This is a genomic window from Clostridioides sp. ZZV14-6387, from assembly GCF_020657835.1.
In the GTDB taxonomy this organism is placed as follows: Bacteria; Bacillota; Clostridia; order Peptostreptococcales; family Peptostreptococcaceae; genus Clostridioides; species Clostridioides difficile_A.
Genome location: NZ_JAGWCW010000003.1, coordinates 151,970 through 177,147 on the forward strand (window position 1 = coordinate 151,970; position 25,178 = coordinate 177,147).

A 25,178-nucleotide genomic window follows, 5' to 3' on the forward strand; every position below is an offset into this window, starting at 1 on the left:
TGAATTTATGACTATAATAGCTGCATTAATACTATTTAGTATAATTGTATTAATACATGAGTTAGGACATTTTATATTTGCAAAAAGAAGTGGTATCAAAGTAAATGAGTTTTCTATAGGTATGGGACCTAAGATATATAGTGTAAAAAAAGATACAGAGTATTCTATAAGAGCACTTCCAATTGGTGGATATGTGAGTATGGAAGGTGAAGATGAAGAACAAGTAAGTCCAAATTCTTTTGGAAATAAATCTATATTACAAAGATTTAGTACTATTGTAGCAGGACCAATATTTAATATAATATTAGCAGCAATACTTTTGGTACCAGTATTTTTATATATAGGTTCTCCAACAACTAAATTAGGGAAGATAATGCCAGATACTCCTGCACAGGCTGTAGGGCTTCAAGTAGGAGATAAAATAAACAAAATTAATGGTAATTCTGTTAAGTCTTGGGATGAAGTTGCAAATATAATAAATACTTCTTCTGGTGGAGAATTGAAGCTTAGTATAACTAGAGATGGAAGTGATAAGGTTATAAATGTAACACCTAAAAACAATAATGGAAAGTATGAAATAGGGATTCAACCACAAAGAGAGAAGGATTTTTTTGGTTCAATTGTAAATGCATGTAAAACTACTGTGGATATGACGAAGCAAATGTTGACATTCTTAGGTCAAATGGTTACAGGACGTGTCCCAGGAGGAATTGGTAATGCTGTTGCAGGTCCAGTAGGTGTTATTGGTATGGTATCAGATGCAGCTCGTACAGGTATTATAAATGTAGTGTATTTAGCTGCTATAATAAGTTTAAATCTAGGTATAGTAAATCTATTACCAATACCAGCCCTTGATGGATGGAGAATACTTATGTTATTACTAGAAGCAGTTAGAGGTGGTAAAAAACTTGACCCAAATAAAGAAGGTATGATAAATGTGGTTGGTTTTGGAGCTTTGATGTTATTTATGCTTTTTATCACATATAAAGATATATTAAGGTTATTTCAATAATTTAGTTTTTTATAGATATTAAGAAAAGGGCTATGTAGTTTTAAATGAGAATAAATAAATTTCAATATACGATATTTATTCTTATTTCTTTAACTATATAGCTTTTTAATTTATAATATATATGTAGATTAGAGTATTTTTAATAGTTAAATAGAATTAATATAAAATAATATATAGAGGTGGAATATGAGTTACGAGAGAAGAAAGACTAGAGAAGTAAGTGTAGGAAATATAAAAATAGGAGGAGAAAACCCTATAAGTATTCAATCTATGACAAACACTGATACAAGAGATGCAGATGCTACAATAGCTCAAATAAAGAGACTAGAGGAAGCTGGTTGTGATATAGTTAGAGTAGCAGTTCCTGATATTAAAGCAGCTAAAAATATAGGTAAGATAAAGTCTAGTGTAAATATACCTATTATTGCTGATATACATTTTGATTATAAATTAGCTCTTGAAGCTATAGAACAAGGTGTGGATGGAATTAGAATAAATCCTGGTAACATTGGTAATATAGAAAGAGTTAAGGCTGTAGTTGAGAAATGTAAGGAAAAAAATCTGAAAATTAGAATTGGAGTTAATGGAGGTTCTTTAGAAAAAGAACTTTTAAAAAAGTATGGTTCTGCAACAGCAGAAGCATTAGTTGAAAGTGCAATGGGTCATATTAAGATTCTTGAAGATTTAGATTTTCATAATATAGTTATATCTCTAAAATCATCTGATATTTATAAAACTGTCGATGCATATGAATTAATATCAAAAAAAGTTGATTATCCTCTTCATGTTGGAATTACAGAATCTGGAAGTATCCATAAAGGAACAATAAAATCTTCTATAGGTGTAGGAGCACTACTTCTTAAAGGAATTGGAGATACTGTTAGAATATCTTTGACAGGAGACCCAGTTGAAGAGGTTGTTGTTGGTAAACAAATCTTAAGAAGTCTAGGACTTTTGAATGATAAGATTAAGGTTATATCATGTCCTACATGTGGTAGATGTAATATAGATTTAATTAGTGTTGTAAATGAGGTTGAGGAAAAGATTGGAAATATGGAAAAAGATATTACTGTTGCAATTATGGGATGTGCTGTAAATGGACCTGGTGAAGCTAGAGAAGCGGATATAGGTATTGCTGGAGGTAAAGGTGAAGGTCTTTTATTTAAAAAGGGAGAAATAGTAAGAATGATTGATGGTAATAAGTTAGTTGATGAGTTACTAGAAGAGATTGATAAGTTATAGTATAAAATAAATAGATTTTAATTGGCTAGATTTTTAAATACTTTTAGACTAGATTTTATCTAGAGTATTTTAATCATCTAGCCATTTTTACTTTGAGAAATTTTAATAGATATAAAGAAATATATATTCTGATTTAAATAAAAAACAGCTAATTTAACAACTGTTATCTTGTTAAGAGCGTTTTTAATTGTCTTGTTTAATTGTATGAATATAATTCATAATAAGTTAGCAATAAATCTACCATTTTACCATAGCTCTGAGTACCTTCAGCAACACCATTAGCTTTTAAATAAGAATTGTTGAACTCATTAGAAATTTCATCAATTTTACCTTCATATTTTTGCCAAAACTCACTTTCATTTTTTAAATCTCTAAGGACTGAGTCTGAAATACCTTTAGATATGTCAACATAGGCATTATAATCAATCCTACTTAAGGCAGAAGCAGTATAATTTAAAGCTAAAATATAACCAGAATAGTTAAAATCAATATTAGGATGTTTTATACATGTAAGATATGCTATAAAATTAGCCTCATCTTCACTAGCAAATCCTCTTTGATGTGCCATTTCATGTTCGACTGTACAAGGAATATACAAGTCAGGTATTGCTACATTTACATTTGCCTCACCTGTAAATGGAAAATATATACCTGTTATTCCTGTATAGCACATAATATTCGATGAAATAATATACTTAGCTTTAGAATAACTTCCACTAACGCTAGGTAATATATCTAGAACATTATCATATCCTAGTTGAGCTCTATTTATCACACCTTTATAATCTGTATTAGATTTTATAACTCCATTCTTATCTTGTAATGTGAGTTTTCTAGTTTCATTTGACTTAGTTACAAGAAATTTATATAATTTAGTAAGTTCTTTAGCACTATGTTGCTTTGGTTGAATAGAGCTCTTATTTTCTAAATTATATTGATTTATAAGGGTAGTTTCAAGTGGAATCCTATTATAGTTTATCCCCCAAAGCACTATAAAAAGAAAGTATACTATTGATACAATAGATAATATATTTAAAATAGCATTCTTTAAAAATATTTTTAAATTTTTTTTCTTATTGAAAATCGTAAATATAGTAGAGCATAAAAATAAAATGATAGATATAACAATTATGTACATTGTTATTTCATATAGAGAAAATGGGAAAATTCCTGAAATCTTACTCAATATTTGTACAATTGTTTTATCTATTGCTTGAGAGTAATATTTTTCAACAATGTGTGGAATTTTACTTGCTATAAAATTTAAAAGTAAAGCAATAGGAAAAAGAATTAAAGAAAAATATTTTGATTTTTTGTTCATATTTCACCTCACAGACTCTAGTTTATATAAACATATTATATATCAATTGGAGATATGTTGTAAAATAAGTATATATATGTATTTATAACTTTATACTAAATTAATGATAAGTTATAATATATTAATATGAATAAACAATATGTATACAACTAATAATAATAAAAAATATTAACTATATAAGGAGTAGATAAAAATATGGTAATAAAACTTACTAAAGATAACTTCAATTTTAGATTCAAGCAATATGAAGGCATGTTTTTTCATGCAGAATTAATTGAAGGAAAAGAGTCAATTAGATATAAAATAACTAAAGATAAAGAAGGTGTAGAGTTAAAAGAATTTGGAAGTACACATATAAAAGATAATATGATATATGTGCCTCAAATAGAAGCATACATAGATTTAAATAGTATAAAATAAGGATTATAAAATTTAAATAAAATTTTTTTAGTAGGGGGAATTTAATATGAGTAATCCTATAGATATAATAATAAGACCTATAAGGAGTGAAGATGCACAAGCTGTTAATGAAATGAGAAGGACATATGGTGTTATGAGAAATACTTTGGCTTTAATGAGTGATAGAGTAGATAAAACTATAACTATGTTGAATTCTTTAGGAGAAAATGATTACATGTTTGTTGCTGAGATTGATAACAATGGAGAAAAAACTGTAATAGGTTTTGCTGGTTTACATGTAAATTCCTCTCCAAGATTAAGACATAGTGCAGAACTAGGAATAACTGTGGATGAGAATTATCATAGAAGAGGAGTAGGAAAAAAACTAATAGAGCAGCTTTTAGATATAGCAGATAATTGGATTATGTTAGCTAGAGTAGGATTAGAAGTAATTGTGGATAATGAAAAGGGATTAAATTTATATAAAAAGTTAGGTTTTGAAGTAGAGGGTATTAAAAGATATGCTGTAATTAGAGATGGAAAATTTGAAGATACCTATGTTATGGGAAGATATAATAAAAATTTGATTTAAAGAGTCTGATAGGAATAGAGAAGTAGAATAAATTGTCTTTAATATAAATTTTCATTAAAGATAATTTATTCTACTTCTCTATTATATTAAAAAACTTATTTTTAAATGTTTATAAAAACATTCTATATACAAATAAAATTATTAGCAATATCAAAGCTATTTTAAAAGCTAGACTAGCAACAGTCTTTATAATTTTTACAGAAACACCTATAGCAACTATAGCAAATACTATTTTAAAGAGTAAATCTAAATCCATATTTAAGCCTCCTATTCTATAATACATATAGATATTATTGACAAATATCTAGGAAAAAATTCCATCAATATGCTACAATAAAATGTTTATATTTGTAATTTATTGAATATGTTATTATATAATACATAAAAGAATAAATCAAGATAACAATAAAATACTTATAAAAGGTATAGATATAACTGAAAATAGTGTTGTAAAAAACACACATTGTGAAGCTAATGTTATATTGGAATCATATTGATTAGCCATTATAGCAGTATTTGCGGCGGCAGGCATTGAAGAAATTACTACTGGTATAGCTAAAATCATCTTATCATCTATCCATCCCTTTAGAATAAAATATACAATCACAGGAAGTACTAATAATCTTATAAAAGTGACTAGATATAATTTTTTATTGATAAAACAATCTAGAGCTGAAGAATTAGCAAGTAAACTTCCAATGATAATCATTGATATTGGTGTAGTGATGTTTCCTAACATCTTAAGCGGGTCATTTATAAATTGAGGTAATCTAAGTCCTGTCACAAATAAAAAAAGTCCAATAACCACAGCTATTGTAGCAGGGCTTATAAGTGATTTCATTGAAAAACTTTTGTTTGTACTACCTTTAGATAGAAGGTAAATTCCTAAAGTAAAAGAAAACAAGTTAAATGGTAGATTGAATATAGCAGTATAGAATATCGCTTCATGGCCTAGAACAGCTTCAATTACAGGATAGCCCATAAAAGCAACATTTGAAAAAACAACTATATACTGATATATCCCCAAATCTTTTTTATTGTCGCATTTCAAAACGTATTTTAATAAAAATGCAATTATAATTGAGACCATATACATAATCAGAGATGTAAATAATAACAATAGTATTTTTTGTATCATTTTATTATCAAAGTTAATTTGCATGGAGCTAATTATCATTGATGGCAAAAAAACCGTCATTGTCAAGTTTGAAAGTTTAGATGTGCAGTGGTCATCTAATAAGTTGAATTTTCTGACAAAATATCCAACTAAAATAATTATAAATAAAACTGCCACTTGAATAAAAATATTGCTGAAGTTCATAAAATGTCCCCTCCCTATATATACATTATATACCAATTATATAATAAAATCTAATGATTATAAAATTTAAAATCTAATGTTACAATATAGTGACAAAAGGTAAAAATTCAATATTATAGCATTAATTATGGATTATAATGTATAATAATGTTTGAGAGATTATATTTTATAAAATGGGTAGGTAGCTAATAATGAAAAATACAAAATTTTCTATAAAAAAAATAAAAAATATATCTAGTGACCCGAAAGTGATACATACTAAAGGGGCTCTTCTTGAAAAGATGGGTAAGACAGAAAGTGCAATAGAATTATATAAGAGTGCAGCATTAGATAATTATGTAAAATCTCAATATACTTTGGGAAATATATATGAAAGTAAAAAACAATTTAAAGAAGCCGAAAAATGGTACTCAATGGCATATAAAAATGGAAGTGAGGATGCCGCTTTTGATTTAGGTAATATGTATTATAGATTGGATGGTTATGAGTATGCCATATATTGGTATGAAAAGATAGCAACTTTAGGGTATTTACCAGCACAAAATAATTTGGGTGTATGCCATTTTAAAATGAAGGATTTTATAAGAAGTGAAAAATGGTTAAAAGCAGCAGCAGACAATAACTTAGGGAAAGCTTGTTTTAATCTAGGAGTATTATATACTTTTTTGGAGAAGGATGATGAAGCATATGAGTATTATAAAAAAGGTTCTGTACTTTTAGATGATGATGCAAAATATAATTTAGCAATATTAAATGGAAAAAAGAAAGATAACAAATCGACAGTGAGTCTATATAAACAATTGTATAAATCAGGTCATATGAAAGGTTGCTTTAACTTAGGTATGATTATGGAAATAAATGATAATTTAGAAGAAGCAGAAAGGTACTATAAAAAAAGTGCAGATAGAGAAGATGTAAAATCTGAATACAGACTTGCATATGTATACGATAGAAAAGAAGAACTAGGAGATGCAATTTATTATTATGAGAAAGCAATAGAAAAAAATCATACACTTTCTAAATATAGACTTGCTAATTTATATAATAGGGAAAATGATATAGAAAAAGCAAAAATTTATTACAAAATGGCTGCAGAAGATGATATAACAGAGGCAAAAAATAATCTGGCAGGTATATATTTTGAAGAAAAAGATTATGAAAATGCTATTAAATATTATGAAGATGCTATAGCTGTTGGATGTAAAAGTTCACTTGAGAATCTTGGAGATTTATATTATCAAAATCAAGATATAGAAAAAGCAATTTCGTACTATTCAAGGATTCCTAATAATGCATCTTGTCAAATCAAATTAGGAAATATCTATGAGGATTTAAATAATATCGAAGAAGCTATAATTTGGTATAAGAAAGCATCTGAAAATGGAGATACTAGGTCTAGTTATAGATTGGGATGTATATATGAAAATCTAGGAAATACAAAAAATGCTAGAAAATATTTTGAGATGGCAAGTAGTAAAAGTCATATGAATGCTCGTATACACTTAGGTAGAATTTACTTTAGAGAAGGAAAATTAGAAGAAGCTAAGATGATGTTTGATACACCTGCTAATGAAAATAATGTGTATGCTCAACATATGGTAGGATTAATTTATGATATGTTCTATAAAGACTATGTAAATTCTAAGTTTTGGTATGAAAAGTCTAGAGCACAAGGTTGTGTTGAATCAATCTATAATTTAGGACAAATTTATTTGAAATTAAATGATGATGTAGAAGCTGAGAAATATTATAAAGAAGGTATTAAATATGGAAGTAAGAAGTGTGAGTATATGCTTGCAGGCCTTTATTATAAAAAAAGTTTAGATATGTATACTTCTTTAGCTAATGAAGGATATGATAATTGTGAAGAGATAGTAGAAGATTTCCCTAATTTAAATATAAACTTTGATGAAGTATTAATTCCTCCATTTAAACTACAAGAGGAAGTAATTGACGAAGAAGAGTATGTGCCAATTTATATATTAAATATAAAAGAGAGTTTAGATTCTATGTTAGAAGGTCTTGAAACTGAAATGATTATAGATGAAGAACACGATAACTAAAAAACGTTATAAGAGTCTATAGATTTAAATATATAAAAGCCATTAGAATAAATGAAATCAATTAATTCTAATGGCTTTTTTAATAAATATTTTATAATAGCTTATTTCTTGACATGAAAAATGTAATCACTATACATATTATAGAGGTAATAAGCAGAATTATCCAAAATCCATTTGGATTATTGGAAAATGGCATATTGATAACATTCATACCAAAGAATCCTGATATTATTGTAGGTATTGAGAAAATTAGTGTAACTACTGTTAAAATTTGCATAACATTATTTTGATTATTACTTATAATTGCACTGAAAGCATCCATAATTCTACTCAATATATCTCCGTATATTTTAGCCATATCAAGAGCCTGTCTATTTTCGACTATAACATCTTCTAATAGGTCTTCATCGTCTGGGTATTTCTTTATACCAGCAGTTCTAACCATTTTGTTTAAAACCAGTTCATTAGATTTTAATGAAGTAGAGAAGTATACCAAAGACTTTTCTAATTCCAATAATTGAACTAATTCTCTATTTTTCATTGATTTGTAAATTTCTCGCTCTATTATGATTGTCATCTTATTTATTTTTCTTAAGTAATGCAAATAATAAGCTGCATTTTTATGAAGAATTTGAAGTAAAAAGCGAGTTTTTTTAAATGTAAAAAAATCTTTAATATGACCAACTATAAAGTCGTTTAAAATCTTAGTCTGTGCATTACAAACGGTTATAATAGCTTCTTTAGTTATTATAATACCTAGGGGTATTGTAGTATAATGAGAAGAATTAGAGTCACTTTCGTCTACTGGTATATCTATAAGTATAAGAGTATGATTGTCTTCAACATCTATTCTTGAGCGTTCTTCTTCATCTAGTGCAGATTCTATGTTTTCTACATCTATATTCAATAAATTAGAAATTTCGTTGATTTCGCTATGATTAGGTTCAACAAGATTTATCCAACAGCCATCTTCAAAAAAACTAAGTTTCTCTAATTTTGAATCTATAGTTTTGTAATATCTTATCATGGCAACACATCCTTTATTCAGTTTTATATAAATCTCATCATTTAATAGTATCTATTAATTAGCTAATTTATATAACTGAATATATGTATTAGTTTTGATTTTAGATATTATTAAGTGATGAGATTGTAAAAAATTCTCTCCGCAACGGACTAGTATCCATTGCCCATCACTCTCCTTATTTATTATTTTATATACCTATATACTAAATTCGTATTTTAAGCACTCTTTAATATAATACCTTTTCCAGGTATATAAATCAAGTTTTGATTTGATTAAATAATATTTTTACCACAATTTACATGTTAAATACAACAGTTATATTTAACTTAAATAAAGAATATATATATTCTGAGTGAAAATATTAAATATATTAAAAAAATAAGTGTGTGTTTATATATTTACTTATTTACAATAATATATTTAAAATAAGGTATTTTATTTTCAAAAGTAAATTTTATTTATAATTTGTAACGAAAATAAGAGTACCATAAATATAAGAGAATGAGAGGTTATTGAGATATGAGTGAATTTAAAGAAATTGTAGCAGAAGATATTAAAAATAATCCATTTGGATTGATAGGGAAAGACTGGACACTTATAACAGCAGAAAAAGAGGGCAAAGTAAATACCATGACTGCTAGTTGGGGAGGTCTTGGAGTTATGTGGGGAAAAGATGTTGCCTTTGTAGTAATAAGACCACAACGTTATACTAAGGAGTTTATAGATAATACAGATAAATTTTCTCTTACTTTTTTTGATGAAGATTTCCGTAAAGAGCTTTCATATTGTGGTAAAGTATCTGGTAGAGAAGAGGATAAGATATCACAAATTGGATTTAATATAGAACACTTAAATGAGACACCTTATTTTAAAGAAGCAAAGATGGCTATTATATGTAAAAAGATGTATAGTCAGAAAATAGAGCCTCAATGTTTTATTGCTGAAGGTATAGATGGAAGATGGTATCCACAAAAGGATTACCACACTTTATATATAGCTGAAATAACTAATGTTCTTGTAAAAGAAGATTAAATGTAAGACTACTATTAAATTGAGTTGAATAGGAGATTTGCAAAAATATATTGATATATAAAAACATATAAAAAAGCTAAGGAAGTAAATATGTTAACAAAGATTAATCGATAACATATATAAATTCCTTAGCTTTATAAAATTTCAAATTATAACTCTTTAAATTACAACTCAGAAATCAATTCATTGATAACATCTTCAACACTACTTAACTTGTCAATCTTATATGCATCATTTCCACAAAATAAAAGTGAATTTTCAACATCTCCTTTAACTGCATTGATTAAAGCTTGAGAAATACAGTAAGGAGTTTCTTTTGGATTGCAAGGAATCAAGCAATTGTAACATTTTGTTATTTCTGGACGAGTTATTTTAACTTCTTCTATAAATTTATTTCTTATAGCACGTCCAGGAAGACCTACAGGGCTTTTAACTATATGAACATCGTCTTCACTAGCATTTATGTATGCCATTTTAAAGTTCTCATGTGCATCACATTCATAAGTAGCAACAAATCTTGTACCAACTTGTACACCACTTGCTCCCATGTCTATATATTTTTTAACATCGCTACTTGATGTTATACCACCAGCAGCAACAACTGGAATGTTTCTGCCAAATTTTTCTCCATAAGTATTTGCAACCTTTAAGATTTCAACAAATTCCTTATCATAGTCTATAGAATCTATGTTATCAAGTTCCTCATTAGAGTATCCAAGGTGACCACCAGCTTTTGGACCTTCAACAACTATTAAGTCAGCCGTAGTTTTTTCTTTTCTATCCCACATCTTTAAAATTACATTAGCAGCTTTTGCAGTTGAAACGATAGGAGCTATTTTTACATTACTTCCTTTTACCAATGATGGTAACTTATTAGGTAATCCAGCTCCAGATATTATAAGGTCTACGCCAGCTTTAACAGCTTCCTTTACGTATGTTTCATATTCTTTCATAGCTACCATGAAATTAATACCAATAATACCACCATTTGAAATTTCTTTAGCTTTAGAAATATGTTTTTTTATAGCTCTTAAATTTGCATTTATAGTGTTAGTTTCAAAATCTTCCTCATCATATCCAATTTGAACCCCAGAAATTACACCAACACCACCAAGCTTAGCAACTGCACCAGCCAATGATGATCTAGATATACCAACGCCCATTCCACCTTGAATTATAGGAACTTTTGCAACTAAATCTCTAATTATTAACTCTTTTATGATAATCCCTCCTTAATGTAAACATGTTTAAAGAACTAGATTATAATACTTAATATTATTACCTAGTCCTAATTATTATACTACAAATTATAATAAAAGAGTAGTTATATTTTATAGATGAGATGATAATTATATAATATTTAAAACAGCTCCATTAGAATCACAACATAACTCTTTTATTTGCCAATCAGATTTTAATTTTGATAGGTAGTCTTTCATATTATCTACAAAATTATCATCATTTTCTTGTATTAAAGACATTATAGTAGGCCCAGCTCCACTTAAAAAGACTCCAATACTATTTAATTGCTCAGATTTTTTAACAATATCACTGTAGTTTTCAATTAGAGTTCCTCTATAATCTTGATGTAATTTATCCTGACAAGCAACTTTAAGAAGGTCAAAGTTTTTGTTTAGTAGAGCTGATACAAGTAATGCAACCCTACTGACATTAAATACACCATCAGAATAAGGTATTTCTTTTGGTAAAACACCTCTAGCTTTTTCAGTTGATAACTTAAAATTAGGTATCATTGCACAAAATTTAAGTTCGTTAGGAATTTCTATAATATCATAGTGTATGTTATCATTATCAGTCACAGAGACAATCATATTTCCTAAAATAGCAGGGGCAACATTATCTGGATGCCCTTCTATTTCTGATGCTATATTTAACAACTGGCATTTATCCAAATTAGCATTTGATAGAGCATTTGCAGCTATAACACCAGCTACTATGCAAGATGCACTACTACCAAGACCTCTACATATAGGGACTTCACTTTGAATTTTTATTTTGATGCCAGTAGGTATTTTGTCTGGCTTAACTCTATCAAAAAAGTACTTCATAGATGTATAAACCAAATTGTTTTCGTTTTTATAGGCATCTTCACAGCCTTCTATTTCAAGACCATTTTCAATTTCTTCAATATAAAATTTATTATATATATTTAATGCAATTCCAAGACAATCAAACCCTGGACCTATATTAGCACTTGTTGCAGGTACTATAATCTCTAACATAATAATCACCTATACTTTCAAAAATTTTTTTATAGCTAGTTTTAATTCATCTTTTTCACAAATATCTTTATGTAGTATTTCTGCATCCTTAAGATTTTTAATAGGTTTTGGTATATCTGTTTTAGAAATACTTGATAATCTATCAATTATAGCGAAGTCATCAAGGTTCTCAAAATCACAATCTATAGATTTTAGAACATCCTCAGAAAACTTGAATGGACTTGCAGTACTTACAATAACAGTTTTTGTGTTATCAGAAGTTTCTTTTTTGTACTTTTCATAACAATTGTATGCAACAGCAGTATGAGTATCTATCAAATAGTTATAATTTTTAAATACATTATTTATTGTTTCTTTAACTTCTTTTTCATTTGAATATTCTCCATAAAATGAAGATAAATTTTTTTCCATATCTTCATTTATTTTGTAGACTCCATTATCATTAAGGTCAGATAATAGTTTATTTACGATAGTAGTGTTTCTATTTGATATCTCAAACAACAATCTTTCTAAGTTACTAGATATTAATATATCCATAGAAGGAGAAGACGTTAATTTTAATGTTCTATTTTTATCATAAATACCAGTTTTAAAGAAATCATAAAGAACATTATTATCGTTTGATGCACATATCAATTTGTTTATTGGAAGTCCCATTTGTTTAGCATAATATCCAGCTAAAATATTACCAAAATTACCAGTTGGTACAACAAAATTTATTTTATCATTTAACTTTATCTCACCCTTATCAACTAATTTCATATATGAATAAAAATAATATGCAACTTGTGGAAGAAGTCTTCCTATATTAATTGAATTAGCAGAAGATAGTATATAATTATTATCTAATAGTTTTTGATTAAATTCTTTATCAGAGAAAATTTTCTTTACACCAGATTGTGCATCATCAAAATTTCCTTTTATACCAACTACATATGTATTTTTTCCTTTCTGAGTCTTCATTTGAAGCTTTTGTACTGCACTTACACCATCTTCTGGGAAGAATACAATTATCTTTATTTTATCAATATCTTTAAATCCCTCAAGTGCCGCCTTTCCTGTATCTCCAGATGTAGCAGTAAGAATCACGACATCTTTCTCTAAATTATCTTTCTTAATAGATGTTTTAAGAAGATGAGGCATTATAGTAAGTGCCATATCCTTAAATGCTAAAGTTGGTCCATGATATAATTCCAAGAAATAAGTATCATTTATTTTATTTAATGGAGCTATACTAGTGCAATCAAACTTTTCGTCATATGCATTTTCTATACAGTCTTTAATCTCATCTTCAGTAAAATCACATAAAAATTTACTAAGCACAAAGAATGCTATCTGAGAATACGTTAAATTCATTAAATCTATAAGTTCATTTTCAACATTTGGAAATTTACTTGGGACATAAAGACCACCATCATTTGATATTCCCTTTATTATTGCTTGTGATGCAGTTACTTTTTCTTCGGTGCCTCTTGTACTTGAATAATACATTTCTATAATCCTCCATATATTTTAGATTTTTAATTAGCTAATTAAGTTAAGTACAGAATATTTTAAAAACTGAATTTAGGTAATAAAAAAAGACCCTCATCCCTAAAAAAGGGACGAGAATCTGTTTCCCGCGGTTCCACCCAAATTGATTTAAAAAAATCCACTTGATACTTTAACGTAAGTAATAAAAACGTCTATTCCTACTAAAATCATTAAGATAACTTCAGATAGAAGCTCATAGGTAGTTTTCAATCTTTCTAATTAGGGAAACATTTCAGCTAATAGTTTCCTTCTCTGGTAACCGATTCAGATTTACTCTTCCTAATCAAAGCCTTTCAATATTCTTAATATTATTAATTATTCTAGATTATAAAACAGACAAAGTCAAGTATTAATATAAAAATTTGGGAAAAATATTTTTTAAATTGTAAAAAAATTGTAATCAAATTGGGTCATAGAAAAATATTTTTTTAACTGTTTTTAAACTCTTAGGATTTTGTGTTTTCATAGGAATGAAGCTGTTTTTAATATAACTAATCAAGAGGGAACAGTTACATCTCTGTAATATTACAGTTTTATACTACACTATATTACAAAAAAAGTTTACAAAACTTTAATTTGAAAAATGTAATTATATGGTATATGATATAAATATAAGTAAATAATGTTAATATTTAAACTATTAATAACAATTGACTTAATAAAAGTATATAATTAGGAATATTTAATTTGAAGAAATTGTTAATATAAAATTACAGCTATATTCAAATTAAATTCACAAGTATTTCACATAATAATAGTATACTGTAAACAAAAGGAGGTATTAAATATGGGAATAGTACTTATAACAGCAGCATTAGTTTTGGTTATGTATGGACTTTCAATTCTATCATATATATCAGAAAACAATATATTAGAAGACACTGTAAATGATAACCAATAAGGTTTTAAATTATATAAATGAGTAGGAACTGTAAATAAAAGTGACTTTTATTTGCAGTTTTTTTACATATATGTAAAATAAAGTTAACTAATAAAAAACAATCCTTATATCGAAATAAAGGTTTATTAAACTTTTTATACATTAATAAAAAATAATGTTTTGTTTATAGTATATATGGATAATAATAGTAAAGTATAAGAATAATGAGAATAATATATAAGAAATAATAATATAAAGAGAGGTAAAATGTTATGGTAGATATTATTGTAATTGGTGCTGGACCAGCAGGTTTAACTTCAGCAATTTATGCTATGAGAGCAGGATTAAGTGTCACAGTATTTGAAAAAAGTATTTATGGAGGTCAAGTTGCAAGTACATCTGAAGTAGAAAATTATCCAGCAGTTCAAAAGATTTCTGGGGTAGAATTTTCTAATAATATATATAATCAAGCTATCGCTCAAGGTGTTGATATTCAGTTTGATGAGGTTGAAGAGATAAATCTTGAAGGAAAGATAAAGGTTGTAAAGACATCTTCAGGTGAGCATAAAGCAAAGGCTGTTATTCTTGCAAATGGAGTTGAAAGACGTAAATTAGGTTGTGAGGGAGAAGAAAAATTTACAGGTAGAGGAGTATCTTATTGTGCTACGTGCGATGGAGCATTTTTTAAAGATAAAGAAGTAGCCATAGTAGGTGGAGGAAATACTGCTTTAGAAGATGCTTTATTTTTGGCTAACAACTGTACAAAGGTATACTTAATTCATAGAAGAGACAGTTTTAGAGGTGAAGAAGTATTAGAAAAATCTGTAAAGGCAAGAAAGAATATTGAGATACTTTATAATCATGGTGTAGAAAAAATAGAAGGTGAAAAGACTGTATCAAATATAGAAGTAAAGAATTTAAAGACTGAAGAGAAAAGAACAATAGATGTTAGTGGCATTTTTATTGCTATAGGTCTTAAACCTAATAATAAAATGTTTGAAAATGTTCTTGACTTGGATGAAGGTGGATATATAATTTCAGATGAATCTTGTACAACATCAGTAGAAGGTGTATATGTAGCAGGAGATAGTAGAACTAAATTTTTACGCCAGATAATAACAGCAGCGTCAGATGGAGCAATTGCGGCCGTTCAAGCTGCTAATTATATAAATATTGAATAATATAAATTTTAAATAAAAATAGCCATATATACTGAAAGATATCTTTTAGTATGTATGGCTATTTTATTAACTAGAGATAAATATATATTATTTACCTTGTCTAGATTTATTATATCTTAATCTATCATGTTCATTTAAGAATCTTTTTCTAAGTCTTATAGAATCAGGTGTGATTTCAACTAATTCGTCATCTTCTATAAATTCTAGAGCTTCTTCAAGAGTAAATATTCTAGGTGGAGATAGTTTTATAGCATCATCTGAACCAGAAGCACGTACATTACTCATTTTTTTATTTTTACAAGGATTGACTACCATGTCGTCTTTTCTAGAATTCATACCGATTATCATACCTTCATAAACTTCTACACCAGGGTCTACAAACATTACAGCTCTATCACTTAAAGCATTAAGAGAATAACCCATAGTAACACCAGGTCCTTGTGCTATTAAAACACCATTTCCTCTTGAAGGTATCTCTCCTTTGAATTCTTCAAACTTTTCAAATGAACGAACTAGAGTACCTTCTCCACGAGTAGCATTTATAAATTCACTTCTATATCCTAAAAGACCACGAGTAGGTGCTAAGAATTCTATTTTTACATAGTCTCCTTCTATTGACATAGATTCCATCATACCTTTTCTTAAGTTCAATTCGTTTATAATAGTACCAGAATAAACTTCAGGACAGTTTACAACAACTCTTTCTACTGGTTCCATTAATTTTCCATCTTCTTTATGCATTAAAACTTCAGGTTTAGAAACACCAATTTCATAACCTTCACGTCTCATATTTTCAAGTAGTATAGATAAGTGAAGTTCTCCACGTCCAGAAACTTTATATCCATCAGTAGTTTCAAGAGGTTCAACTTTAAGCCCAACATTCACTTCAAGTTCTTTTTCAAGTCTATCTTTTAAATGTCTAGTTGTAACAAACTTTCCACTTTTTCCAACAAATGGAGAGTCATTTACTAAGAAGTTCATTGAAAGAGTAGGTTCTTCTATTCTTATCATTTCCATAGGTAGTGGATTATCTAAATCACATAGAGTTTCTCCTATAGATATATCTGGTATACCAGCTATAACAACTATTTCTCCACTAGTAGCTTCATCAACTTCAACTTGTTTTAAACCTTCATACACAGAAAGTTTTGATACTTTTCCTTTAGATACAACAGAATCTTCTCTACATATAGCAACTTGTGTATTGCTTTTAAGAGTACCTTTGTAAATTCTACCTATACCAAGTCTACCTACATAATCATCATATGCAAGGGCTGATATTTGGAACTGTAAAGGTTCATTGTCGTAATCAGGATAAGCTTCAACATGATTTACAATAGTTTTAAATAGAGGAGAAAGGTCTTCACTATCATCATCCATTTCAAGTTTAGCTATACCTTGCTTAGCTATACCATATATTATAGGGAATTCACATTGTTCATCTGTTGCATTTAAGTCTACAAATAAATCGAAAACTTCATTAACTACTTCTTCCGCTCTTTGGTCTTTTTTATCAATCTTGTTTATAAATAATATTGGTTTTAAACCGAACTCTAAAGATTTTTGTAAAACGAATCTAGTTTGAGGCATTGGGCCTTCACTAGCATCAACTAATAAAATAACTGTGTCAACAGTTTTCATAACACGCTCAACTTCAGAAGAAAAGTCGCTATGTCCTGGAGTATCAACTATATTTATTTTATAATCTTCATAGTTTATTGCACAGTTTTTTGAATATATAGTTATGCCTCTTTCTTTTTCAAGGTCGTTACTGTCCATAACGCAGTCTTTGACTACTTCGTTCTTTCTAAAAACACCACCTTGAGAAAGGAACGCATCAACCAATGTTGACTTTCCAGCATCAACGTGGGCTATAACTGCGATATTTATAATTTTATGTTTTTGTGACATCTTTGTTGCTCCCTTCGATTAAAATAACTTACTAATTATATCACAATATATTATTAGGTACAAGGAGAAATAGATTAAAATGTATTAATATAGCTCAAATTGAACAAAAATGCTAGTTTTGTCTAAAAAAATTTATTTTGTTTAAAAAATTTTTATATACAAATAATAGATTTATAAATGAAAATATTAATAAAAAGCAAAGGATGATATATGTTGGAAGTAACAAAAATAATAATTAAGTATTTTGCTAGCGAAAGTGATACTTTCTTAAAAGAAGAGATTTGTAATTTTGATGAGCTATTAGAATGGTCTCATAAATTTATTGAAGGTAAAAAGACAGAAGATGTTTTATATATAAAGTCTAAAGAAAACTACAAAGTAAATGTAATTAAATCTTTGGAAATTAAAGAATTGGAAATAATAAGAAAACAACAGATACCACCATACATGTAATAATAATATATAAAATGTCTATATAATGTTGATAATATGATAAAAATGGAATTTATGGAAATAATTTATAACAAAAAAGATTTTTATAAAATTTATATTTGGGTATAAAACTATTAATTAGACATTAATTAGGAGGAACTTAAATATGATAAGAGTATGTCCAAACTGTTCAAATGTGGATGTAAATAAGTTAAAAACTTTAGTTGGAGAAGAAAATGTGAAGACTGGTTGTATAGGTCAATGTAGAGCATTTAAAAAAGAAGCTGTTGGGATAATAGACAATGAGCTTGAAATAAAAGAAACAGAAGCAGAATTTTTCGAAGCATGTAAGGAATAAACTATAAATAGAATATAAATTATAAGAAATAGAGTATATAAATTGTACAAACATTAAACAATTTATATACTCTATTTTTATTTATATATCTAATTAGGAGTATACTTTTTTAGTAAATACAAATAAATATAACTAATAAATTTATTTATAAAAAATTATAAAAAAATATTGATTAAGCATACCTATAGGGGGTATAATAAAAAATATAGATTTCTAAATAAATAATTTATCAAGATTACATATCAAAGTGCAAAATTATAAATTGATTGAAAACATGTTAAAAGAAAGGACGGATTTATTATGAGTTCAAATAAAGTAGTAGAAAGTTATAAAATCACAGGTATGACATGTGCAGCCTGTGCAAAGGCAGTAGAAAGAGTAACCAAGAAAATGGATGGAGTATATGACCAGAGTGTAAATATAGCTACTGAAAAACTTAAAATAGAATATGATAATTCTAAAGTTAGTTTTGATGATATAAAACAGGTTGTAGAAAAAGCTGGATATGGAATTGTAAAGGAAGAAAGTAATAAAAAAATTGATATGAAAATTGATGGAATGACATGTGCAGCTTGTGCAAAAGCAGTAGAGAGAGTAGTAAAGAAATTGGATGGAGTAGAGAACATTAGTGTAAATATAGCAACAGATAAAGCTAATATAGATTATAATCCATCAAAGGTAAAATTATCTCAAATAAAAGCAGCTATTGAAAAAGCTGGATATAAGCCAATAGAAGAGGTAAGAGATAAGGTTGATGTAGATGAAGATAAATTAAGAAAAGAAAAAGAAATGAAGTCTTTATTTGTTAAATTTATAGTTGCAATAGTATTTGCAGTTCCATTGTTTTATATAGCAATGGGACCTATGATAATAAAGCCTATAGGGCCATGGCCTTTGCCAGAGATTATAAACCCTATGACGAATACTTTGAATTATGCATTAATTCAGCTGATTTTAGTAATACCAGTAATGATAGCTGGATATAAATTTTATATAAATGGATTTAAAGCACTTTTTTCTTTAAGCCCTAATATGGATTCTTTAGTTGCAATTGGTACATTAGCAGCATTTTTGTATAGTTTATATACAACAATACAAATAGCAAATGGACAAATTCAAGGTATGCACCATCATCAGTTATATTATGAAAGTGCAGGAATAATAATAGCACTTATTTTACTTGGCAAATATTTAGAATCAAAATCAAAAGGAAAAACATCAGAAGCAATTAAAAAACTTATGGGATTACAACCAAAAACTGCAATAGTATTAGTGGATGGTAAAGAAGTAGAGACTCCTATAGAAGAAGTAGGAATTGGAGATATAATATTAGTAAAGCCAGGTACTAAGATACCAGTAGATGGTGTCGTAATAGAGGGATATACATCAGTTGATGAATCTATGCTTACAGGAGAAAGTATACCAGTAGAAAAGAATGTTGGAAGTAAAGTTACAGGAGCTAGTATAAATAAAAATGGAGTTATTAAGTTTAAGGCTGAAAAAATCGGTGGAGACACAGCTCTTGCTCAAATAATAAAATTAGTTGAAGATGCTCAAGGTACAAAGGCACCTATTGCCAAACTTGCAGATACTGTGTCTGGATATTTTGTACCAATAGTAATTTCAATAGCAGTAGTGGCATCATTATTGTGGTTTTTAGTAGGTGGAAAAGATATAGTCTTTGTACTTACTATCTTTATATCAGTGCTTGTAATTGCTTGTCCTTGTGCACTAGGATTAGCAACACCAACTGCTATAATGGTTGGGACTGGAAAAGGCGCAGAAAATGGTATATTGATAAAAGGTGGAGAAGCATTAGAATCTGCACATAAAGTAAATACAGTAATATTTGATAAAACAGGAACAATAACAGAAGGAAAACCAAAGGTAACAGATATTGTATTAAATAATGTAGAAGAAGAATATCTTATTAAGATTGCTTCAAGTGCAGAAAAAGGTTCAGAACATCCTCTTGGTGAAGCAATAGTAAGATATGGTGAAGAAGAGAATATAAAATTGGAAAAAGTTGACGACTTTAAAGCTATACCAGGTGCTGGTATACAAGTTATTATCAATAAAGAAAATATATTACTTGGAAATAAAAAACTTATGAATGATAATAATATTCTTCTTGAAGATTTAGAAGAAAAATCTAATGAGTTGGCAAGCCAAGGTAAAACACCTATGTATATAGCTGTAGATGGAAAGTTGGCAGGAATAATTGCAGTAGCAGATGTAGTTAAAGAAAGTAGTAAAAAAGCAATAGAAATCCTTCATGATATGGGAATAAAAGTTGCAATGGTAACTGGAGATAATGTAAAAACTGCAAATGCTATAGCAAGTCAAGTAGGTATAGATATGGTGTTAGCAGAAGTATTACCAGAAGACAAGTCTAAAGAAGTTGAAAAATTACAAAACCAAGGCAACTTTGTTGCAATGGTAGGAGATGGAATAAATGATGCTCCAGCCCTTGCAAAAGCAAATATAGGTATAGCAATAGGAAGTGGAACTGATGTAGCAATTGAGTCTGCAGATATAGTACTTATGAAGAGTGACTTGATGGATGTTCCAACAGCAATTAAACTTAGTCATGAGACTATAAAAAACATAAAACAAAACCTATTTTGGGCATTTGGATACAATACGATTGGTATACCTGTAGCAGCAGGATTATTGTATATATTTGGAGGACCTTTGTTAAATCCCATGATTGCAGCAGCGGCTATGAGTTTAAGTTCAGTTTCAGTTGTTTCAAATGCACTTAGACTTAAAAATTTCAAACCATATAAAAGAGATTAGATTAAAAAGTTAAATAAAATGTATAAAAAAGAGCTATCTTTAAATTAAAAGAATTAATTTACAAATTAAGATAGCTCTTTTTTCATGTAAAATTCACAACAATGATATAAAATATAAGTAATGTAGGAAATTTCAAATAAAATAGAAAGGATTGATAGAATGAACTCGTCAATACTTGTAATTGAAGATGATTCAAATATACAAGAATTAATATCAGAATTTTTAAGTGCAGAAGGTTATCAAGTTGATACAGCCAATGATGGGTTGGAAGGTATACAAAAGTTTAAACAAGGAAGTTATGATTTAGTTATATTAGATATAATGATGCCAAATCTAGATGGTTATGGGGTCTGTAAAATGATAAGAAAATCATCAAGTGTTCCAATTATATTTTTGACTGCTTTGAATGATGAAGGGGACCAACTTAAAGGCTTTGACCTAGAATGTGATGACTATATAACAAAGCCATTTTCATTTAATCTTCTTATAAAAAGAGTAGAAGCTATTTTGAGAAGAAGTAACAAAACTATAAATGATAAATTTATAGTTTTTGAAAAATTAAAGTTAGATTTAAACACATATATAGCTGAGATAGATGGAGAACCTATAGAGCTTACACTAAAAGAGTTTAATATATTGAAAGCTCTAATAGAAAAGTATCCACAGGTTATAACTAGAGAAGGTCTTTTAGATAGTATATGGGGTTATGACTATTATGGAGATACTAGGATTGTAGATGCACATATAAAAAATATAAGAAAAAAAATATCATTACCATATATTAAAACTGTAAAAGGGATAGGATATACACTTGAGAAGGATATTTGATAAGTGGGAAAAGTTAAGCATAAAGTATAAGTTATTTTCTATAACGACATCATTATTAATAGCATTAGCTTTAATAATATATTTAATTTTATATTTTTTATTGCCATCATATTATCATGAGTATAAAATTGAGTCTCTTCAAGAAAGTTTAAAGTCTTTAGTAGATAGTTCGATTCATTTTGATACGTATACTCTAGAAGAAAGACTTTATTATATGGCTAAAGACCAAAATCTTGCTATTTTATTAAAAGATAGTCAAGGAAAAATCGTATATGGTAAAAATGAAGTAGTTATTTTAAGATACAGTAAGTACATGATTAATAGCATTGAGGATGAATATAGAACATCTATACCTATATATACTAAAGATGCAAAAGATGGGCCATATACTTTGGAACTCGTTATGCCATTACAGCCAATTGATGAAGCAAACGAAGTTATAAGAAAGTTAATGCCATACATCATATCAATAGCGATATTAATAGCAATTATTGGAGCCTATATATATTCGATTGTAATAACAAAACCTCTGATAAATATAATAGAGAGTGAGAGAGAACAAGAATATAGGAGAAAGGATTTTGTCGCCACAATATCACATGAACTAAAAACTCCAATAACCATAATAAGTGGTCAAATTGAAGGGATGATTTATAGTGTAGGTAAGTATAAAGATAGGGATACTTATCTGAAAAAATCATATGAATGTACACAAGAATTAAAAGATTTAGTAAATGAAATGATAGAAGTTTCAAAATCAGAGATACTTGAAAAAGATTTGAAGCTTGTATCAATAAATATAAGCGAACTTTTAAATAGATTGGTAAAAAGACAAGTATTTTTAATAGAAGAAAAACATATGAAAACTATTTTAAAAATAGAGGAAAATCTAGAAGTAAAAGCAGACCAAGAAAGAATAACTAAGGCAATTAATAATATAATAAATAATGCCATAAAATATTCTCCTGAAGGTTCAGAGCTTATAATTAGACTTTATGATAAAAATAAACGTATAAATAAAAAGACTTCTAATCAAAGGGTAATCTTAGAAATTGAAAATACTGGTGTAACTATAGAGAAACGTTATTTAGAAGAAATATTTAATCCGTTTTATAGAATAGAAAAATCTCGTTCACGAAAAACTGGAGGAAGTGGACTTGGACTTTATATAGTCAGTCAAATTTTTAAAAGTCATGGATTTGATTATAGTATAAAAAATAAAGAAAACTCTGTAGTATTTACAGTCGAATTTAAAAATTGATTTGTTTGAATAAATAATATAGAAGTTTCAATAATAGTTCATTCTAAAATCATAAAAAATTCATACTAAAAATGTATTATATAAATATAAATAAAAAAAGTTTTAAACCATAGAATACACCAAACTATAATGATGAGATTTTATTACATCCTCCATATAAGTCATCATTATAGTAATCCCAACAATTAAGTTATTGTGAATTTAGAAAATAACATCGAGCATATAGTTTATGTTTGATGTTATTTTTATTTTGAAACAAGAAATATTTAATCTATCGAAATTTATATATTTAAGCACTATTAAATTACATTTAATGACTTAAAAATTATAAGTGATATTGCAAATAAATATATGTACTTTGGGAAAAATAAATATAGAAAATATTATATTTACAGAGGAGGTAGTTTTGATGGATAGATTAAAAAGAGACATGAAAAATATGAAAGAAGATATAAAAGACGGTGTTAAAAAGACAGCTTATGTAATGAAGAATACTGCTGAGGATTTAAAAGATGATGCACAAGGTGCTATGGTAAACTTAGAAATGAAAAAAGATGAAATGATGGAAAGATACGAGCAAAAAAAATTTGCTAAAGAAATAGAAAAGCAAATGAAAGATGAAATGAAATAAGATTTATATATAGTGTATAATAGTATTAAATTGTTTGTTAAAGAAATAGACTTTCTAAAAATAACTGTATTAGATTTAGAAAGTCTATTTCAAATTAGTTTTAACCACTAAATTCAATTATAAAATAATTATTAGAAAATTAGGTTTTTTAAGCTTCTTTATAAAATAATAATTTATATTTATAAGTAAATCTATAAAGTGTGTAATTGAGTTTATAAAACATTTACATTAAATTCGGATAAAGTGTTTACTATATCAGGAGTAGGAGATTTTTCTGTAATTATAGAACTAATATCTTCTAAGTGAGCAAATTTAAAGTTTCCATCAAATTTAAATTTTTTATCTTCCATAACTATAAATACTTTCTTACTTGAATTTATTATAGCTTTTTTTGTAAGCCCATCTTCAATTTCAAAAGTTGTAAGTGAAGAGTTAAATACATCCACACCACAACTACCCATAAAGGTCTTGTCAAATTTATATTTTGATATAAAGTCTATAGTTGGAGTACCAACAAATCCATCAAGACTAAGATTTAATAAACCTCCAGTAGAGATTATATTTAAATTATTTGGTCTTGAAGTAACTACATTTAGTATGTCCAACATATTTGTCACTAGTGTCACCTTTTTATTACTTTCAGCTAGAAGTTTTGCCAGTAAAATATTAATTGTAGAGATGTCTAAAAATATAGTTTCTCTATCTGTAATTAGATTAAATGCTTTCTCTGCTATTATTTTCTTTGTTGGAATGTTGATTTCTTTTCTATCTTTTGTATCTTGGTTTTCTAAGGTTTCTCTGGCTAATACAGCTCCACCATAAATTCTTCGTATTGAAGAGATTTTTTCTATATTTTTTAAGTCTTTTCTTATACAATCTTCTGTAACGTTAAATTTAGAACTGAGTTCTTTTACAGTAACTCTACCTTCTTTTTTTAGGATATTTAATATAGCTTGAATCCTTTCTTCTGCAAACATTTTTTACCTCTTTTCCTAATGTAGTATTATAGTAAATATTATAAGATAAAATACCATATATCAACTATTTTAACATGGAATACAAAATTAATTTAATATAAAAAGTATATTTTTGATAATTATATATTTAGAATT

Annotated in this window: 22 protein-coding genes and 1 other annotated feature; of the genes, 13 read left to right on the forward strand and 9 right to left on the reverse strand. The window is 27.5% G+C overall.

What is annotated here, in order from left to right:
* Nucleotides 1–7 precede the first annotated feature (7 nt).
* Both rseP and ispG read left to right on the forward strand, forming a co-directional pair.
* Entirely contained in the window at nucleotides 8–1,012 is a 1,005-nt protein-coding gene (rseP, locus tag KGF38_RS02970) for an RIP metalloprotease RseP (protein WP_074179647.1), read from the forward strand.
* Between the two features lie 186 nt (nucleotides 1,013–1,198).
* Nucleotides 1,199–2,254: a flavodoxin-dependent (E)-4-hydroxy-3-methylbut-2-enyl-diphosphate synthase gene (gene ispG, locus KGF38_RS02975; protein WP_074179648.1), complete on the forward strand. Its 1,056-nt coding sequence runs from the start codon at nucleotides 1,199–1,201 to the stop codon at nucleotides 2,252–2,254.
* 196 nt (nucleotides 2,255–2,450) lie between these two features.
* Here ispG and KGF38_RS02980 read toward each other — a convergent pair whose 3' ends face one another.
* A complete protein-coding gene (locus KGF38_RS02980; protein WP_074179649.1) occupies nucleotides 2,451–3,575 on the reverse strand; it encodes a DUF3810 domain-containing protein in 1,125 nt (374 codons plus the stop codon).
* A gap of 195 nt (nucleotides 3,576–3,770) precedes the next feature.
* On the opposite strand from KGF38_RS02980, the gene KGF38_RS02985 reads away from it, so the two are divergent.
* Together KGF38_RS02985 and KGF38_RS02990 are read left to right on the forward strand one after the other, a co-directional pair.
* Nucleotides 3,771–3,995: a hypothetical protein gene (locus tag KGF38_RS02985; protein ID WP_054270588.1), complete on the forward strand. Its 225-nt coding sequence runs from the start codon at nucleotides 3,771–3,773 to the stop codon at nucleotides 3,993–3,995.
* A gap of 46 nt (nucleotides 3,996–4,041) precedes the next feature.
* Nucleotides 4,042–4,566, forward strand: a complete 525-nt coding sequence (locus KGF38_RS02990) for a GNAT family N-acetyltransferase (RefSeq protein WP_054276912.1) — start codon at nucleotides 4,042–4,044, stop codon at nucleotides 4,564–4,566.
* A gap of 109 nt (nucleotides 4,567–4,675) precedes the next feature.
* Here the strand turns inward: KGF38_RS02990 and KGF38_RS02995 are convergent, their stop codons facing one another.
* Nucleotides 4,676–4,822, reverse strand: a complete 147-nt coding sequence (locus KGF38_RS02995) for a hypothetical protein (protein WP_167640550.1) — start codon at nucleotides 4,820–4,822, stop codon at nucleotides 4,676–4,678.
* Between the two features lie 138 nt (nucleotides 4,823–4,960).
* Nucleotides 4,961–5,887 (reverse strand): AEC family transporter, encoded by a 927-nt coding sequence (locus KGF38_RS03000; RefSeq protein ID WP_074179650.1) that lies wholly within the window; start codon nucleotides 5,885–5,887, stop codon nucleotides 4,961–4,963.
* 191 nt (nucleotides 5,888–6,078) lie between these two features.
* Between KGF38_RS03000 and KGF38_RS03005 the strand changes: the two genes are divergently transcribed.
* Nucleotides 6,079–7,950, forward strand: coding sequence for a tetratricopeptide repeat protein (locus KGF38_RS03005; RefSeq protein ID WP_054270586.1), 1,872 nt, complete (start codon nucleotides 6,079–6,081; stop codon nucleotides 7,948–7,950).
* Nucleotides 7,951–8,041: 91 nt separating this feature from the next.
* Here KGF38_RS03005 and KGF38_RS03010 read toward each other — a convergent pair whose 3' ends face one another.
* Nucleotides 8,042–8,977, reverse strand: coding sequence for a magnesium transporter CorA family protein (locus tag KGF38_RS03010; RefSeq protein WP_021384983.1), 936 nt, complete (start codon nucleotides 8,975–8,977; stop codon nucleotides 8,042–8,044).
* A gap of 519 nt (nucleotides 8,978–9,496) precedes the next feature.
* Here KGF38_RS03010 and KGF38_RS03015 point away from each other — a divergent pair.
* Nucleotides 9,497–10,009 (forward strand): flavin reductase family protein, encoded by a 513-nt coding sequence (locus tag KGF38_RS03015; protein WP_054270585.1) that lies wholly within the window; start codon nucleotides 9,497–9,499, stop codon nucleotides 10,007–10,009.
* A gap of 164 nt (nucleotides 10,010–10,173) precedes the next feature.
* On the opposite strand, the gene KGF38_RS03020 is transcribed toward KGF38_RS03015, so the two are convergent.
* The 3 genes from KGF38_RS03020 to thrC form a co-directional block, all read right to left on the reverse strand.
* Nucleotides 10,174–11,232: an NAD(P)H-dependent flavin oxidoreductase gene (locus KGF38_RS03020; protein ID WP_074179651.1), complete on the reverse strand. Its 1,059-nt coding sequence runs from the start codon at nucleotides 11,230–11,232 to the stop codon at nucleotides 10,174–10,176.
* A gap of 126 nt (nucleotides 11,233–11,358) precedes the next feature.
* Complete coding sequence (gene thrB, locus KGF38_RS03025; RefSeq protein WP_074179652.1) at nucleotides 11,359–12,252, reverse strand: homoserine kinase; 894 nt, start codon at nucleotides 12,250–12,252, stop codon at nucleotides 11,359–11,361.
* A 9-nt stretch (nucleotides 12,253–12,261) separates the two neighbouring features.
* Nucleotides 12,262–13,743: a threonine synthase gene (gene thrC, locus KGF38_RS03030; RefSeq protein WP_074179653.1), complete on the reverse strand. Its 1,482-nt coding sequence runs from the start codon at nucleotides 13,741–13,743 to the stop codon at nucleotides 12,262–12,264.
* Between the two features lie 106 nt (nucleotides 13,744–13,849).
* Nucleotides 13,850–14,081, reverse strand: a binding site (T-box leader).
* 856 nt (nucleotides 14,082–14,937) lie between these two features.
* Between thrC and trxB the strand changes: the two genes are divergently transcribed.
* On the forward strand, nucleotides 14,938–15,846 hold the full coding sequence (gene trxB, locus KGF38_RS03035; protein WP_054270581.1) for a thioredoxin-disulfide reductase: 909 nt from the start codon (nucleotides 14,938–14,940) through the stop codon (nucleotides 15,844–15,846).
* 87 nt (nucleotides 15,847–15,933) lie between these two features.
* Here the strand turns inward: trxB and typA are convergent, their stop codons facing one another.
* Entirely contained in the window at nucleotides 15,934–17,757 is a 1,824-nt protein-coding gene (gene typA / locus KGF38_RS03040) for a translational GTPase TypA (protein ID WP_054270580.1), read from the reverse strand.
* A 210-nt stretch (nucleotides 17,758–17,967) separates the two neighbouring features.
* Here typA and KGF38_RS03045 point away from each other — a divergent pair, with 210 nt between their 5' ends.
* The 6 genes from KGF38_RS03045 (at nucleotide 17,968) to KGF38_RS03070 (ending at nucleotide 24,066) form a co-directional block, all read left to right on the forward strand.
* Complete coding sequence (locus KGF38_RS03045; RefSeq protein WP_021384973.1) at nucleotides 17,968–18,210, forward strand: hypothetical protein; 243 nt, start codon at nucleotides 17,968–17,970, stop codon at nucleotides 18,208–18,210.
* 145 nt (nucleotides 18,211–18,355) lie between these two features.
* Nucleotides 18,356–18,547 (forward strand): hypothetical protein, encoded by a 192-nt coding sequence (locus tag KGF38_RS03050; protein ID WP_003424459.1) that lies wholly within the window; start codon nucleotides 18,356–18,358, stop codon nucleotides 18,545–18,547.
* Nucleotides 18,548–18,847: 300 nt separating this feature from the next.
* The gene (locus KGF38_RS03055; RefSeq protein WP_074179654.1) at nucleotides 18,848–21,346 is read left to right on the forward strand and encodes a heavy metal translocating P-type ATPase; all 2,499 of its coding nucleotides are present in this window, start codon (nucleotides 18,848–18,850) and stop codon (nucleotides 21,344–21,346) included.
* 159 nt (nucleotides 21,347–21,505) lie between these two features.
* On the forward strand, nucleotides 21,506–22,174 hold the full coding sequence (locus KGF38_RS03060) for a response regulator transcription factor (protein WP_003424455.1): 669 nt from the start codon (nucleotides 21,506–21,508) through the stop codon (nucleotides 22,172–22,174).
* The gene (locus KGF38_RS03065; protein ID WP_054270578.1) at nucleotides 22,158–23,435 is read left to right on the forward strand and encodes a sensor histidine kinase; all 1,278 of its coding nucleotides are present in this window, start codon (nucleotides 22,158–22,160) and stop codon (nucleotides 23,433–23,435) included. The genes KGF38_RS03060 and KGF38_RS03065 overlap by 17 nt, the downstream gene beginning before the upstream one ends.
* A 409-nt stretch (nucleotides 23,436–23,844) precedes the next feature.
* Nucleotides 23,845–24,066: a hypothetical protein gene (locus KGF38_RS03070; RefSeq protein ID WP_054270577.1), complete on the forward strand. Its 222-nt coding sequence runs from the start codon at nucleotides 23,845–23,847 to the stop codon at nucleotides 24,064–24,066.
* A gap of 212 nt (nucleotides 24,067–24,278) precedes the next feature.
* Here the strand turns inward: KGF38_RS03070 and KGF38_RS03075 are convergent, their stop codons facing one another.
* Nucleotides 24,279–25,043, reverse strand: coding sequence for a DeoR/GlpR family DNA-binding transcription regulator (locus tag KGF38_RS03075; protein ID WP_054270576.1), 765 nt, complete (start codon nucleotides 25,041–25,043; stop codon nucleotides 24,279–24,281).
* Nucleotides 25,044–25,178: the final 135 nt, after the last annotated feature.

What these genes read in the sequence shown, in the direction of transcription:
- rseP (WP_074179647.1), top strand. Translation starts at nt 8, where the DNA reads ATGACTATAATAGCTGCATTAATACTATTTAGTATAATTGTATTAATA.
- ispG (WP_074179648.1), top strand. Translation starts at nt 1,199, where the DNA reads ATGAGTTACGAGAGAAGAAAGACTAGAGAAGTAAGTGTAGGAAATATA.
- KGF38_RS02980 (WP_074179649.1), bottom strand. Translation starts at nt 3,575, where the DNA reads ATGAACAAAAAATCAAAATATTTTTCTTTAATTCTTTTTCCTATTGCT.
- KGF38_RS02985 (WP_054270588.1), top strand. Translation starts at nt 3,771, where the DNA reads ATGGTAATAAAACTTACTAAAGATAACTTCAATTTTAGATTCAAGCAA.
- KGF38_RS02990 (WP_054276912.1), top strand. Translation starts at nt 4,042, where the DNA reads ATGAGTAATCCTATAGATATAATAATAAGACCTATAAGGAGTGAAGAT.
- KGF38_RS02995 (WP_167640550.1), bottom strand. Translation starts at nt 4,822, where the DNA reads ATGGATTTAGATTTACTCTTTAAAATAGTATTTGCTATAGTTGCTATA.
- KGF38_RS03000 (WP_074179650.1), bottom strand. Translation starts at nt 5,887, where the DNA reads ATGAACTTCAGCAATATTTTTATTCAAGTGGCAGTTTTATTTATAATT.
- KGF38_RS03005 (WP_054270586.1), top strand. Translation starts at nt 6,079, where the DNA reads ATGAAAAATACAAAATTTTCTATAAAAAAAATAAAAAATATATCTAGT.
- KGF38_RS03010 (WP_021384983.1), bottom strand. Translation starts at nt 8,977, where the DNA reads ATGATAAGATATTACAAAACTATAGATTCAAAATTAGAGAAACTTAGT.
- KGF38_RS03015 (WP_054270585.1), top strand. Translation starts at nt 9,497, where the DNA reads ATGAGTGAATTTAAAGAAATTGTAGCAGAAGATATTAAAAATAATCCA.
- thrB (WP_074179652.1), bottom strand. Translation starts at nt 12,252, where the DNA reads ATGTTAGAGATTATAGTACCTGCAACAAGTGCTAATATAGGTCCAGGG.
- thrC (WP_074179653.1), bottom strand. Translation starts at nt 13,743, where the DNA reads ATGTATTATTCAAGTACAAGAGGCACCGAAGAAAAAGTAACTGCATCA.
- trxB (WP_054270581.1), top strand. Translation starts at nt 14,938, where the DNA reads ATGGTAGATATTATTGTAATTGGTGCTGGACCAGCAGGTTTAACTTCA.
- typA (WP_054270580.1), bottom strand. Translation starts at nt 17,757, where the DNA reads ATGTCACAAAAACATAAAATTATAAATATCGCAGTTATAGCCCACGTT.
- KGF38_RS03045 (WP_021384973.1), top strand. Translation starts at nt 17,968, where the DNA reads ATGTTGGAAGTAACAAAAATAATAATTAAGTATTTTGCTAGCGAAAGT.
- KGF38_RS03050 (WP_003424459.1), top strand. Translation starts at nt 18,356, where the DNA reads ATGATAAGAGTATGTCCAAACTGTTCAAATGTGGATGTAAATAAGTTA.
- KGF38_RS03055 (WP_074179654.1), top strand. Translation starts at nt 18,848, where the DNA reads ATGAGTTCAAATAAAGTAGTAGAAAGTTATAAAATCACAGGTATGACA.
- KGF38_RS03060 (WP_003424455.1), top strand. Translation starts at nt 21,506, where the DNA reads ATGAACTCGTCAATACTTGTAATTGAAGATGATTCAAATATACAAGAA.
- KGF38_RS03070 (WP_054270577.1), top strand. Translation starts at nt 23,845, where the DNA reads ATGGATAGATTAAAAAGAGACATGAAAAATATGAAAGAAGATATAAAA.
- KGF38_RS03075 (WP_054270576.1), bottom strand. Translation starts at nt 25,043, where the DNA reads ATGTTTGCAGAAGAAAGGATTCAAGCTATATTAAATATCCTAAAAAAA.